The 13,362-nt window shown below is 35.7% G+C and carries 10 protein-coding genes; 5 read left to right on the top strand and 5 right to left on the bottom strand.

Features of this window, described 5'->3' with window-relative positions; translation table 11 throughout:
* Positions 1-67: 67 nt before the first annotated feature.
* Positions 68-820, bottom strand: a complete 753-nt coding sequence (locus OZP07_RS16195) for a hypothetical protein (protein ID WP_281635919.1) — start codon at positions 818-820, stop codon at positions 68-70.
* 255 nt (positions 821-1,075) lie between these two features.
* A complete protein-coding gene (locus OZP07_RS16190; protein WP_194639445.1) occupies positions 1,076-2,989 on the bottom strand; it encodes an SPFH domain-containing protein in 1,914 nt (637 codons plus the stop codon).
* Positions 2,990-3,150: 161 nt separating this feature from the next.
* On the opposite strand from OZP07_RS16190, the gene OZP07_RS16185 reads away from it, so the two are divergent.
* Complete coding sequence (locus tag OZP07_RS16185) at positions 3,151-4,113, top strand: ion channel (protein ID WP_281635918.1); 963 nt, start codon at positions 3,151-3,153, stop codon at positions 4,111-4,113.
* On the opposite strand, the gene OZP07_RS16180 is transcribed toward OZP07_RS16185, so the two are convergent.
* A complete protein-coding gene (locus OZP07_RS16180) occupies positions 4,097-4,795 on the bottom strand; it encodes an SIR2 family NAD-dependent protein deacylase (RefSeq protein ID WP_281635917.1) in 699 nt (232 codons plus the stop codon). The genes OZP07_RS16185 and OZP07_RS16180 overlap by 17 nt on opposite strands.
* A gap of 71 nt (positions 4,796-4,866) precedes the next feature.
* On the opposite strand from OZP07_RS16180, the gene OZP07_RS16175 reads away from it, so the two are divergent.
* Positions 4,867-5,526 carry a TrmH family RNA methyltransferase gene (locus OZP07_RS16175; RefSeq protein ID WP_194639439.1) on the top strand — a complete coding sequence of 220 codons (660 nt, stop codon included), beginning with the start codon at positions 4,867-4,869 and terminating at the stop codon, positions 5,524-5,526.
* Between the two features lie 231 nt (positions 5,527-5,757).
* Here the strand turns inward: OZP07_RS16175 and OZP07_RS16170 are convergent, their stop codons facing one another.
* Both OZP07_RS16170 and OZP07_RS16165 read right to left on the bottom strand, forming a co-directional pair.
* Positions 5,758-6,525: a carboxypeptidase-like regulatory domain-containing protein gene (locus tag OZP07_RS16170; protein WP_281635916.1), complete on the bottom strand. Its 768-nt coding sequence runs from the start codon at positions 6,523-6,525 to the stop codon at positions 5,758-5,760.
* Between the two features lie 260 nt (positions 6,526-6,785).
* Entirely contained in the window at positions 6,786-8,702 is a 1,917-nt protein-coding gene (locus OZP07_RS16165) for a DEAD/DEAH box helicase (RefSeq protein WP_281635915.1), read from the bottom strand.
* 384 nt (positions 8,703-9,086) lie between these two features.
* Here OZP07_RS16165 and OZP07_RS16160 point away from each other — a divergent pair, with 384 nt between their 5' ends.
* The 3 genes from OZP07_RS16160 (at position 9,087) to OZP07_RS16150 (ending at position 13,317) form a co-directional block, all read left to right on the top strand.
* Entirely contained in the window at positions 9,087-9,371 is a 285-nt protein-coding gene (locus OZP07_RS16160; RefSeq protein ID WP_281635914.1) for a DUF4834 family protein, read from the top strand.
* Between the two features lie 126 nt (positions 9,372-9,497).
* Positions 9,498-11,945 (top strand): YfhO family protein, encoded by a 2,448-nt coding sequence (locus tag OZP07_RS16155; protein WP_281635913.1) that lies wholly within the window; start codon positions 9,498-9,500, stop codon positions 11,943-11,945.
* A 73-nt stretch (positions 11,946-12,018) separates the two neighbouring features.
* Entirely contained in the window at positions 12,019-13,317 is a 1,299-nt protein-coding gene (locus OZP07_RS16150; protein ID WP_281635912.1) for a glycosyltransferase family 4 protein, read from the top strand.
* Positions 13,318-13,362 lie beyond the last annotated feature (45 nt).

Here is a 13,362-nt window from a genome sequence, read left to right as displayed (position 1 = left end):
TTTTTCAACGGATTTTAGTTTAAAAATTGTTAATTAAGTAGGTTAGGTATTGTTTTATTATATGGGGCTAATTTGTTTTTACTGCTTTTTCAGCAGCTATTTTTGCTTCGGCAGCAGCGGCTTTTTCTGCTTCAGCACTTGCTTTGGCGATTTGCTCTTCTAGCATTTTTGATTTTTCTAAAGCTAATTTGGCTGACTCTACTAATTTTTGATCAGCTTCCTCTTTTTCCTTTTGCAGTTTCGCAACATCTTTTGCAAGTTTGTCCTGAGCTTCTTTTGCTGACGCAGCTTCTTTCTTAAAAGCGGCTATTTTTTCTTTGGAAATTTTTTCAGATTCTTCAGAGGCTTTTCTGTCCGCTTCTGCTTGTGCTTTTGCGGCAAGAGCCTCTTCTTTTGCAATTTTGTTAGCGGCGTCTTTTGCAGCTTCGGCAGCTTTTTTATCTGCATTGGCTTGGGCTTTGTCTGCAATGGCTTTCTCTTTAGCAGCTTTTTCCGCTGCATCCTTTGCTTCAGCTGCAGCTTTAGCTTCTGCAGTTTTTGCTTGAGCAGTTGCTTTTTCAGCTGATTTTTGAGCTTCTTCGCTTGCTTTTTTATCAGCTTCTGCTTTGATTTTGGCAGCTTTTTTATCGGCCTCCTGTTGGGCTAAATACGCTTTTTCCTGATCCTTTAAATCTTGTATTTGCTTTTTAAAATCAACAGGCGCTTTTGCTGTAGTGGTGATAGTTGTTTCAGTACTTGCTGTTTCATTTTTTGTTTCTTGGGCGAAAAAAAATTGCGAAAAAGCAATGAAAACAATGCTAAAAGGTAATTTTAGATTCATAGGTTAAGTGGTATTAGGTTGATTTAGGAAAAACAAATATAACTTTTTTTTTAAATTTTAAATTTTTTCCAAATGAAATATTTTAAATTTTTGTTAAAGTGGCGTTTAAATTTGTTTTATGAGTGAATTTAATTTAAATGTCTTACGTTTTACATAATGAAATTACTTATTTTTAATTGTAAAATATTGCTTGAGTGTTTATTAAGAAAAAAAATCTGCTGGTTTGCAGCAGATTTTTTGATAATGGATTGGAATTTATTCTCCCTTTTTTGAGATTCCTTTACTTTTATCGGTGTCCATGATTTCCATAAGCTTTAGTCCTAATAATCCGCTCATGGATCCATCGGTACCGCTGCTTCCGGAGATAAGAACATCTGGTATGACTTTGATTTTTCCTTTTCCGATTTCTTCAGTGATTTTATATTTCGTAAAGTTATCACCGCCCATTGCAGAAACCTGCAGCTGATAAGCCTCAGCAGTAGATTTACCAATAGCCATGATTTTTTCAGCTTCTGCAAGACCGGTTTTGGAGATTCTTTCGGCTTCGGCACTGGCGGTAAGTTTGGTTGCCTCGGCTTGTGCTCCTGCTCTTGCTTTTGTAGCTTCGGCTTCGGCATTGGCTCGCATTTTTGTAGCTTCGGCTTCGGCATTTACATTAAGTTTTAGACTTGTCGCATCTCCTTCGGCTTTTTTAACGGTTGCATCCGCAGTTCTCTGAGCAATTTCAACACTTTGCGAAGCTTTTACGATCTCTTTCTGCATATCGGCGATAGCTGTTTCTTTTTCCATTCCCTGACGCTGTTCCTGAGCCATTTTTTGGGTTTGGTAGGTTTTTTGTTCTTCTTCGGCAATTTTTCTGTCCGTTAATGTTTTCATCAGTGATTCAGGAGGAACAATGTCACCTATTAAAGTATCCACTGCATTCACATTGTATTCGTCCAAAACAACTTTGATGTGATTTTTGGCCGATTCCTGACGCTCTTTTCTGGTAGAAAGGAATGAAATCACATCGCTTTCCTGAGCTGAGTTTCTAAAGTAGTTACCAATGGTTGGTTCCAAAACCTGAGAAACTAAATTGTTCATGCTTCCAAAGCGGGCAATTACTTTTGGTGCTTCATTGGCAGGAACGTGAATGATTTGTGATACATCCAGATTGAAAGGGAAACCGTCTTTGGAACGAACCGTGATTGTAGAAAGGTTTTTATCCAAATTATGGGATTCGCTTCTGGCATCGGCCCAGTTCAATACTAAGTTCGTTGTAGGAACCGGTTCTAACTTGGTAGTGTATTTATTAAGAGCGTATTTTCCAGGTCCAAAAGGTTCCATCCAGACACCGCGCTGTCCTTTGGAGACAATATTTCCGTGTTTGAAATTGTCGCCGGTTACATCTTGACCGTCTTCTCCGATGTAGGAAATAACCACTCCTACATATCCAATAGGTACATCGGTCATGGGGGTTTGTTCAATTTGTACTGCCCATGAATTAATGTAATAGGAACCAGCAAGCATTACTTGCGGCTGTAATCCGCGGTTTCCTCCATTTTTTAAGAATTGATCAAAATCCTGAAAGTTATTGTGTCCTTCTACAAATTTACCGGCAATCTGCCCGATTGGGATCGGCTCACCGTCCATGGCGGTTACAATACCAACCATATTTTCAGAAATAACCACTTGAGGAGAAATTATTACTTCAAATAGATGTGTATTGATACGATAAGAACCAGTGGTAACAAAAGCAGATTGTCTTCCTTTCTGTCCTCCGTTATCAAGAAACATCGTTGCATCCTGAAAGTTGTCTGAGTTTACTTTTTGGGCGAGAATGCGTCCTGTTGGTATTTCAGCTCCGTCTTTACTTAATACCAAACCAATATTTCCTTCGGGAATAATGGTGAAAGAAGCCATGTCGATAGAAAACTGCCAAGGCCACATAGCCCAGTATAATCCGGGAGCCAAAGTTTTGGCCTGATATCCCGCCTCGCCTCTGGTGGCAATTATCCTGCCGTCTGGCAGTGATTTTTCAGAACCAAAAAGAACAAATTTCTTGGTAACCAATCCGATTTTGTTTTCAGGAACGATGACCATTCCAAAGAAAACACGCAAAACAAATTTGTAAAATAAGATGGATAAAACAATTAAGAATATCCACCAATAAGTAAAGATTAATTCCATAATGATAATGAGGGTTTAGATTGTAAACATCAACTCTTTAATGTAATTCTAACATATTCTGCTAGATTTCTATTGAATGTTTTGTCCTGATTAGTGTGTCGTTTTTATTTATTGTTACATTAGATTTATTAGTATTTTGCAGTCTATTTAATAAACAAAGTATGGCATTATTTCATCAATTTAATAGTAAAGCAAAAACACTGATAAATACTGGTTTCGGCAGTAGTGCATCCAATACAGGGGGACGATTTATTAATAAAGACGGATCGGTAAATGCTACCAAAAAAGGTATCGGAATTCTAGACAGGATTAGCTGGTATCACACTTTGTTAGATATGTCTTCTTGGCAGTTCCTTTCTGTTTTGCTGCTGTTTTATATCTCTATAAATTTTGTGTTTGCTATTCTTTATTTTGGTATCGGAATTGAACATCTTAACGGAATTGATACTGCTGATAATGAATGGGTGCAGTTTGGGCAGGCTTATTTCTTTAGTGCACAGACATTCACAACCGTTGGATATGGGCATGTCAGCCCGATAGGATTTTATACCAGCGCATTATCATCTGCTGAAGCATTAATAGGACTGTTGAGTTTTGCGATTGCTACTGGTTTGTTTTTTGGGAGGTTTAGCAAGCCTGCTATTTATTTAAAATTTTCTCATAATGCTATTATTGCACCTTTTAATAATGGAAAAGCATTGATGTTTAGGTTAGCTCCTTATAAAAACACAAATTACATAGATGCTGAAGTGAATGTAACTCTTGGAATGCGAATGGAAGAGAATGGGGTGATGGTTAACAAATTTTTTATATTGGATTTAGAATATCAAAAAATAAATTCACTTGCATTGGCATGGACATTAGTACATCCTATAACCAGTGAGAGTCCTTTGGATGGTTTTTTGGCGGCAGATTTTGAGTCAATTTCGGGTGAAATTATAGTGATTATAAAAACATTTGATGACATGTTTAGTACCACTGTTGCGACTAGAACCTCTTACACTTTTGAAGAAATTGTCTATGGAGCTAAATTTAAGCCAATGTATACCAAAAGTGAAGATAATCAAAGCACGGTTCTTGATATGGGATTATTAAATACTTTTTATCCTATTGCTGTAGATTAGCAAGAAGCTTTTCTTTTAAAATTTTGACTCCTTCTGACGCGATATTTGGAATTACGTTAAGCGGGTTTCTAAGATTTGGGATTTTTGCTGGTTTTGGGTCAATATAATAAATGGGCGTTGATTTTGGTGTAAAATTAATTAATCCTGCAGCGGGATAAACCTGCAGTGAAGTGCCAATGACTGCAAAATAATCGGCTTGTTCGGTTATTGTAATGGCATCTTTCAAAGCAGGAACCTGCTCACCAAACCAAACGATATGCGGACGAAGCTGATTTCCTTTAGGGTCTATATCTCCAAAATTCAAATCAGCATGCCAATCCAAAATGTAGCTTTCATTTTTGGAACTTCTCACTTTTAATAATTCGCCGTGTAAATGGGTGATGTTGGAGCTGCCGGCACGTTCATGTAAATCATCCACATTTTGGGTAATGATGTAAACGTCAAAATCATTCTCAAGTTCAGCTAAAATCTGATGGCCTAAATTAGGTAGTACTTCTTTTAACTGCTGACGTCTTTGATTGTAAAAATCCAAAACTAATGCAGGATTTTTGTGCCAGCCCTCGGGAGTGGCAACATCCATTACATTATGGCCTTCCCATAGACCGTCGCTGTCGCGAAATGTTTTGATACCGCTTTCGGCACTGATACCGGCTCCGGTAAGAACGACTAATTTCTTTTTCATGTTTTTTATGGATTACAATCTTAGATTATAAAACTACTCTTTTTTAGTATTTTTGCCAAAAACAATTTGTAATGATTGATACTGATTATCTGGAATTTTTAGAAAATATTTTAACTGATAACCGAAAAGAAAAATTTTTAAAGGTTTTGAAAGACAGAACCAAACATTTTACGATTGCTGTTGAAGATGTTTTTCAGATGCATAATGCCAGTGCAGTGATGCGCAGCTGTGAAGTTTTTGGGATTCAGGAACTGCATGTAATCGAGGAGCGTTACGGAAAAAGAATCGATAAGGAAATAGCAATGGGAGCACAAAAATGGGTTGACATTTCGACTTATCACAGTGTTACGAATTGTATTGATACTTTGAAAAATAAAGGCTATCAAATCATTGCGACTACACCTCATGAAAATGACTGCCTGCTGGAAGATTTTGATATTTCGAAACCTAGTGCGCTGTTTTTTGGAACAGAAAGAGACGGGTTGTCGGAAGAGATTCTTCAAAAAGCGGATGGTTTTCTTAAAATTCCGATGGTGGGTTTTACAGAGAGTCTTAATATTTCGGTTTCGGCGGCAATTATTATTCAGAACCTGACGAACCGATTGCGTAATTCGGATATTGATTGGAAATTGACAGATGATGAAATTTTGGAGAAACGATTGGATTGGGCGAAGAAGTCTATTAAGGATATTAAGCGCATTGAAGCGCGGTATTATGGTGATGAGAAGTAATTATACAGAATTCAGATAACAGATTTTCTGATTACATGCTAAATTTTCTCGTTTGTTCGAGTGAGGAATAGGATCATGCTGCCGAAGTAGCGCGGATAGCCCGACCGCGTTAAGGAAAGGGGCTTTGTAAGCGATACTAAAAGAAAGCCCCTTTTCTCAACGGGGGCACTTCCAAATAATATTGAAATAGGATTATATCTAAATTCTGTTACTAAATTTAAAAGCTATCAGCTATTTCTTTTTTAGGATTTTGTATTGCTCATAACAGCCGCTTATGGCATCCATAATCTGCAGATCATTAGCGGATTTAATAAAGGCTTCAGAATAACTGCAGCGGTTTAATATTTCGGAAATTTCAGATTGAGAAACGCCTAAAAGTAATGAGATGGTTTCTCGGTCATATTTTGTTTCCAATAATTTCCTAACAGTATCATCTTTTCGCATTTCACGGAGTTTTTTGAGCTGCTGCGGTCTTTTTCCAAAGAAATTATAGAGCATGTCTGCCGGATTGAAGATGGATCCTAATACTTTTCCGAAAGCTTCGGGAGCGTATTGTCCTGCTTCATAGCCTTGACCTAAACCAGAAATACTGTATCTATAGTCTTCTTTTATAGGTATTAATTTAGCGTCAATTTCAAGATAGCCTGTCAGGTAATATGGGCTGATAACTACTTCGTTTAATGGAATTGCTTTTTGGGTAAGCTGTATTGTAGTTGTTTTATTTTTAATCCAGTCATTAGTTACACGAACACGTAACGATTCGAAGCCAAGAAGGGTGATGTGTAATGTATCGCTTTGGGTTACTGCCAGTTCAAAATGACCTTTATTGTCTGTTGTTGTTCCTGTTACTTGATTGATATTTATGATGTTAACATCTGCCAAAGGAGTGCCTGTATTGTCACTGATAATAGTACCAGATATTTTTGTGGGTATTTCAGTGTTTTGGGCAGCTGAATTTAAAGAGGTAACAAAGAGTAAAAAAAGTATAAAATATTTCATAAACTGATTTAAAGCTTTAAAAGTAGTAAAACGGCATTAAATATTTTCTTGTTCGTTTATAATTATAAGAAAATTAACAATCTGTAATTTTTTATGCCTTGTTTATTGTGGAATTTGTTATTAAAAACATAAATTGTTAGACTAAGTATCTTTTAAATAGTTTAACGGCTTTTTGAAAAATAATATTTTGATAATACTAATGGCTTTTAAAAAAAAACTCCCGAATGTTCGGGAGTTTTATATAAGAACTGCTAATTAAATTAGTCTCTTCTTGGTCTTCTTGGTCTTGATGAATCACCAAAACTTTCAGAACGTCTTGGAGCTCTTTCTGAAGAACCTTCTCTTGAACTTCTGTCAGATGAAAAACCGCCTTCTCTTCTTGGAGATGAGCTTCTTTCAGATCTGAAACCGCCTTCTCTAGGAGCTCTGTCGCCTCTAAATCCGCCTGATCCTTCTCTTCTTGGAGCAAAATTCCCTTCTCTTCTCGGAGCTGAGCTTCTTCCGCCAAAACCACCGCCAGAATTTCTTCCGTTGTGATCACGTCTTCCGCCACCGTCATTTTTAGAGATTTCAACATTGATGCGGCGTCCTTCTAATTGTACGTTGTTCAATATTTCCATTACTTTGTCAGTGTGCTCAGGGTCTGTGTTAAAGAAAGAGAATCCTTCTTTTACATCTACTTTGAATACATCATCACGACCTAAGTCTAATGTTTCTTTCAAGTAGTCTTTTAATGACATCCAATCGAAATTGTCTCTTGAACCAATGTTTACAAAGTATCTTGTAGCACCGCCATTATTGTTTTCTCTTGATTCTCTGTCATCACCACGTTCACGTCTTTCAGAACCAGAAGATTGAGATGAGATATCTCTGTTTTTCTTGTAGTAAGCAATAAAACGGTTAAATTCTACTGATACCATTTTTTTGATTAGTTCCTCTTTAGATAAACCTTCCAATACATTATTGATAGCTGGCAAGTAGTTGTCAATTTCGTGATCAACTTCAGTATCTTTAATTTTAGTTGCTAAGTGCAATAATTGGATTTCGCAGATTTCAATTCCAGATGGTATTGTTTTTTCTTCGAATCTTTGTTTGATGATTCTTTCGATAGAAGAAATTTTGCGTAATTCACTTTTGGTTACAATTACGATAGAAGTTCCTAGTTTACCAGCACGTCCAGTACGTCCAGAACGGTGGTTGTAAGTTTCGATTTCGTCAGGCAATTGATAATTCACTACGTGAGTTACATTGTCAACGTCAATTCCACGAGCAGCAACGTCTGTTGCAACAAGCATTTGAATTTGTCTTCCTCTGAAAGATTTCATTACACCGTCGCGCTGTGCTTGAGATAAGTCTCCGTGCAATGCCGCTGCACTGTATCCGTCTTCGATTAATTTTTCGGCAACAGCCTGAGTGTCTCTTTTTGTACGGCAGAAAACCACAGAGAAAATATCTGGGTTAGCATCAGCCAGTCTTTTTAAAGCTTCGTAACGGTCACGTGCGTTAACTAAGTAAAATTCGTGAGAAACTGTTGCAGAACCTGAATTTTTAGTTCCTACAGTTATTTCTACCGGTTCGCTCATGAATTGTTTTGCAATTCTGGCAACTTCCTGCGGCATGGTTGCAGAGAACAGCCAAGTGCTTTTTTCGTCTGGAGTATCTGATAATATAGAACAGATATCTTCATAGAATCCCATGTTTAACATTTCGTCAGCCTCATCAAGAACACAGTAATCTATGTTTTTAATGTTTACCAAACCTCTGTTGATCATGTCCTGCATTCTTCCTGGAGTAGCTACAATGATTTGTGCACCTCTCTTTATTTCTCTGGCTTGCTCTGTAATACTAGCCCCGCCGTAAACTGCTACCACATTAATACCTTTTTCGTATTTTGAGTAGTTTTTAAGTTCGTTGGTAATCTGTAAACAAAGCTCCCTTGTAGGCGATAAAACTAATGCTTGTGTATTTCTGTTGTCGGCATCAATTTTTTGGATTAGCGGAAAACCGAAAGCTGCTGTTTTCCCTGTCCCTGTCTGAGCCAACGCAACCATATCTGTGTCTTTTTCCAATAATAGGGGAATCGCTTTCTCCTGTACTTCTGACGGATTCTCAAATCCTAGATCGATAATCGCCTTCAGTAACGACTCATTCAATCCTAATTGTTCAAATTTATTCATATGTATTTTTAAAATAGGGTGCAAAATTACTGTTTATAATCCATATAAACTAATGCAATTTTAAGAATTAGTTTTTTATTATGTTTTGAAAATCAAAATGTTATGAATTTGTTTTTCCTTTTTTAATTTTTAATTTAGTTTTTGATGTGAAATTATGTCGTGAATGTAGTGTTTTTGTTAAAAAAAAGAATATAAAAGTGTTTTTGAAGTATATCTGGCTTTTTGTCTTTTTAAAAATGTTTTTGGAACGGTTTAGAATTTGTATTTTATTCTTAATTTTGGAAGTTTATCGGCTTTTTTTATCATTTCTTTAAGAATGATATTTTTAAATTCCTCCAAAGTTTCAATATTGATTTATTAATTTTGCCTAAAAATTATTTGATTATGCAGACAGCCTCTTTTTCGGGTTTTATAGAAATGGTATTCTTTATGATTGCCTTCTATTATATTTTTAAATTTTTGGCTCGATTGTTTTTGCCTTTGGTAGTAAAAAAGGTGGTAGAAAAAGCGGGACAAAATTTTCAGCAGCGGCAACACAGATATCAGCAGCAGTCTTCTTGGCAGAGAACGTCTAATAATGATGAAATTATAATTGATACAGCCAATAGTAAAAATCCCCGCGAAACTAAAAAAGTTGGGGATTATGTTGATTATGAAGAGATTGATTAGTAATCTCTAAATATATGGTTTTTGATTTCTATAGACTTCTTAAAGTATTCAAAAATCAATTTCAAAATCAATTTCCAAAAGCTGAAAAATCAAAAACAGTTAATCCTTAAATCTAAAATCATTTTAATGAAGCAACTTCAAAAGTTCTTTCCGCACGCACTTGCCATTCTTGGTTTTGTTCTCGTATCTACTCTTTATTTTTTTCCAGTATTACAAGGAAAGCAGATTTTTCAATCGGATATTGCCCAGTATACGGGTATGGCCAAAGAACAAAATGATTTTAGAGCTGCCCATAATGAAGAACCGTATTGGACAAATTCAGCTTTTGGCGGTATGCCTACTTATCAGTTAGGAGCAAAGTATCCTCATGATTATGTTGGTGCTATTGATGATGTACTTCGTTTTTTACCACGTCCGGCTGATTATTTGTTTTTATACTTTTTGAGTTTCTACATTTTAATGCTGGTTTTAAAAGCCGATCCGCTAAAAGCTTTTTTTGGAGCAGTGGCTTTTGGTTTTTCTACCTATTTAATAATAATTCTTGGAGTCGGGCATAATGCCAAAGCGCATGCTATAGCTTACATGCCGATGGTTGTTGCCGGTTTTATAATGGCTTTTCAGCGAAAATATATTTGGGGTGGATTGCTTACTATGTTTGCTGTAGCATTGGAAGTAAATGCGAATCACTTTCAAATGACCTTTTATCTGTTGATATTACTCTTAATTCTTTCAGGTTATTTTATTTACGAAGGAATTAAATCAAAAGAGTATAAGCCTCTGCTGCTTTCTATCGGAACACTTATTGGTGCAGGGATTTTTGCGATTGGTTCTAATGCAGGTAATTTATTGGCAACTGCTGAGTATGCTTCTTTCAGTACTCGCGGGAAAAGTGATTTGAGCTTCAATCCTGATGGTACCAAAAAGGTAACTGATATGGCTATGACCTATGATTATATTACGGAATACAGTTATGGAATTGCCGAAAGTTTCAATTTGATAGCCCCTCGATTGTTTGGCGGTTCTAATAATGAGAGTTTAAGTGAGGATTCTAAAATAGTTGATTTTTTACAGCAGCAGCAAGTAGGGCAAGGACAATATATTACACAAGAGCAGGCTGTTGAGTATGCTAAGGGAGGAATGCCAACGTATTGGGGCGATCAGCCAATAGTTTCAGCTCCTGCATATATTGGTGCTGTAGTTTTCTTTTTAGGGATTTTGGCTTTATTTACAGATGAAAGAAAGATTAAATACGTTTTCTTAGGTGGAGCTGTATTAACTTTAATTCTTTCCTGGGGGAAAAACTTTCCTTTATTGACTAATTTTTGCATCGATCATATCCCTATGTATAATAAATTTAGGGCAGTATCATCTATTCAGGTTATTCTCGAATTGTGTTTTCCAATATTGGCCATTATGGGATTGCAGTCTTTCTTCAAATTAGAAAAAGAAAAACAGTTAAAGCCATTATTACAGTCAGGTGCCGTAGGTTTGGGATTGATTATATTTTTATTTTTATGTAAAAGTATGTTCAGTTTTGCGGGAGCAGGTGATAGCGGTTTAATGCAAAATTATGGGCCAAATTTTGTCGATGCGCTTAAAGAAGACAGAAGAACATTGTATAGTGCCGATTTACTGCGTTCTGGATTTTTTATCCTGATTTCGGCAGGCGCTTTGTGGCTGTTTGTCAAAAATAGAATTGCACAGAATACAGCAATTATTTTAGTTGGTTTATTTATGGTTACCGATTTGTTTTTTGTAGATAAAAACTATGTGTCCAATAAAGATTTTGTAAATGCCAGAGATGTAGAAGTTCCATTCCAAGAAACTCCTGCGGATGCTAAGATTCTTGAAGATCCTACTAATTACCGAGTATTTGACGTTCAAGGGCTGATGCAGGGAAGAACATCTTATTTCCATAAAGCGATAGGAGGATACAGTGCTGTAAAACCTCAAAGAATGCAGCAGCTTTTTGATTACCAAATTGCCAAAAACAATATGGAAATTCTTAATATGCTAAATGTTAAGTATGTAATACAAACGGATAAAGAAGGTAAGGAGCAGCCAATTATTAATACAGATGCCAATGGGAATGCCTGGTTTGTAAGCAAAATACAATTTGTAAAAAATGCTGACGGCGAGATGAAGGCATTGGATAAGTTTAATTCTAAAGAAACGGCAGTAATTAACGAAAATGAGTTTTCAGCTATTAAAGGTAAGGCTTTTGCCAAAGATAGTTCGGCGGTAATAACTTTAGATTCCTATCAGCCTAATGATTTAAAATATACTTCTGTTAATTCAAAAGAAGGTTTAGCTGTTTTTTCCGAAATGTATTATGAAAAAGGCTGGACAGCACTTATAGACGGTAAAGAAACTTTTATTATGAGAGCAGATTATACATTACGAGCCATAGTAGTTCCAGCTGGAAAACATAGTATTGAGTTTAAATTTGATCCTCAGGTAGTAAAAACAGGAGGTACAATTACATTAGTTAGCTGTATTGGAATGTTATTTCTTTTAGCAGGCGGATTGTATGTTGAGAGAAAGAAAGAAGTAATAAATAGTAAAGATATGTAGAAATATGAATTATGGAGTTATACAGCTGAATAACTCGATAATCCATATTTACATATAATAACAAATTAAAAAATTGAAACCAGAATTAAAAAAAATTCTTATCATAACTTATTACTGGCCTCCAGCTGGAGGTCCAGGTGTGCAGCGCTGGCTTAAGTTTGTCAAATATCTGCCTGATTTTGATATCGAGCCGATTGTTTATATTCCTGAAAATCCAACATATCCGATTATTGATGGCAATTTAGAAAAAGAAGTTGCCGATAATGTTATTATTTTAAAAAATAAGATTTTTGAACCCTATCAGTTAGCTTCGGTCTTTTCTAAAAATAAAACTAAAAAAATCAGTTCGGGTATTATTCCTAATAAGAAGAAGCAGACTTTTTTGGATAAAGCTTTATTATGGATACGCGGGAATCTTTTTATTCCGGATGCTCGTGTTTTTTGGGTTAAACCTTCTGTTGCTTATTTGGAAAAATACATTATTGAAAATAATATTGATACTATTATTACTTCGGGTCCGCCTCATAGTCTGCATTTAATCGGTTTGGTTTTAAAACAAAAAATTAAACTTACTTGGTTTGCCGATTTTCGTGACCCTTGGACGACAATTGGATATCACAAATCATTGTGTTTATCTGTGAGAGCAGAAAGAAAGCATAAAGCTCTTGAATATAGAGTGCTTAATACTGCAGACCGGGTTATAGTAACCAGTAAAACTACAAAAACGGAGTTCAAAGAAATAACTGGTAAACCAATTAGCGTTATTACCAATGGCTATGATAATGAACCAGGAACTGAAGTGGTTCTTGATTCTAAGTTTAGCCTTGCACATATCGGTTCATTTCTTTCTGAACGGAATCCTGTTGTTTTATGGGGAACTTTGGCTGAATTAATTCTTGAAATTCCTGAATTTAAATCACATTTAGAATTAAAATTAATTGGAGCTGTCAGTCAGGAAGTATTAGATACTATTTCTCAATATAATCTTGATTCCTATCTGAATAATATTGGATATGTTTCCCATTCAGAGGCTGTTGCTCATCAAAGAAATTCTCAGGTGCTGCTTCTTATCGAAATTAATTCTGAAGAAACTAAAAGCATTATTCCAGGCAAGTTATTTGAATATATGGTTTCGAATAGGCCTATAATTGCCATTGGACCAAAGGATTCAGATTTTGCAGAGATAATAACGGGAACAAATACAGGTGTCTTTTTTGAATATAACGAGAAAGAAAAATTAAAAAACACCATCATATCCTATTACAATCAGTTTTTAGAAGGGAAATTACAATCCTATGGTGTAGGTTTGCAAAAATATTCCAGAAAGAATTTGACCAAAGAACTGGCGCAATTAATTCATTCAAAAAGTTAAGGTATTTCAGCCTTAAACTTTTTAACATTAAACTTTAAACTCCAA

The sequence above is a fragment of the Flavobacterium marginilacus genome (genome assembly GCF_026870155.1).
Classification (GTDB): Bacteria; Bacteroidota; Bacteroidia; order Flavobacteriales; family Flavobacteriaceae; genus Flavobacterium; species Flavobacterium marginilacus.
This window is presented reverse-complemented; position numbering and strand designations above follow the sequence as displayed.

Excerpts from the sequence above, each read along its gene's own strand:
- OZP07_RS16155 (WP_281635913.1), top strand. The coding sequence starts at position 9,498 with ATGAAGCAACTTCAAAAGTTCTTTCCGCACGCACTTGCCATTCTTGGT.
- OZP07_RS16190 (WP_194639445.1), bottom strand. The coding sequence starts at position 2,989 with ATGGAATTAATCTTTACTTATTGGTGGATATTCTTAATTGTTTTATCC.
- OZP07_RS16160 (WP_281635914.1), top strand. The coding sequence starts at position 9,087 with ATGCAGACAGCCTCTTTTTCGGGTTTTATAGAAATGGTATTCTTTATG.
- OZP07_RS16185 (WP_281635918.1), top strand. The coding sequence starts at position 3,151 with ATGGCATTATTTCATCAATTTAATAGTAAAGCAAAAACACTGATAAAT.
- OZP07_RS16195 (WP_281635919.1), bottom strand. The coding sequence starts at position 820 with ATGAATCTAAAATTACCTTTTAGCATTGTTTTCATTGCTTTTTCGCAA.
- OZP07_RS16170 (WP_281635916.1), bottom strand. The coding sequence starts at position 6,525 with ATGAAATATTTTATACTTTTTTTACTCTTTGTTACCTCTTTAAATTCA.
- OZP07_RS16165 (WP_281635915.1), bottom strand. The coding sequence starts at position 8,702 with ATGAATAAATTTGAACAATTAGGATTGAATGAGTCGTTACTGAAGGCG.
- OZP07_RS16175 (WP_194639439.1), top strand. The coding sequence starts at position 4,867 with ATGATTGATACTGATTATCTGGAATTTTTAGAAAATATTTTAACTGAT.
- OZP07_RS16180 (WP_281635917.1), bottom strand. The coding sequence starts at position 4,795 with ATGAAAAAGAAATTAGTCGTTCTTACCGGAGCCGGTATCAGTGCCGAA.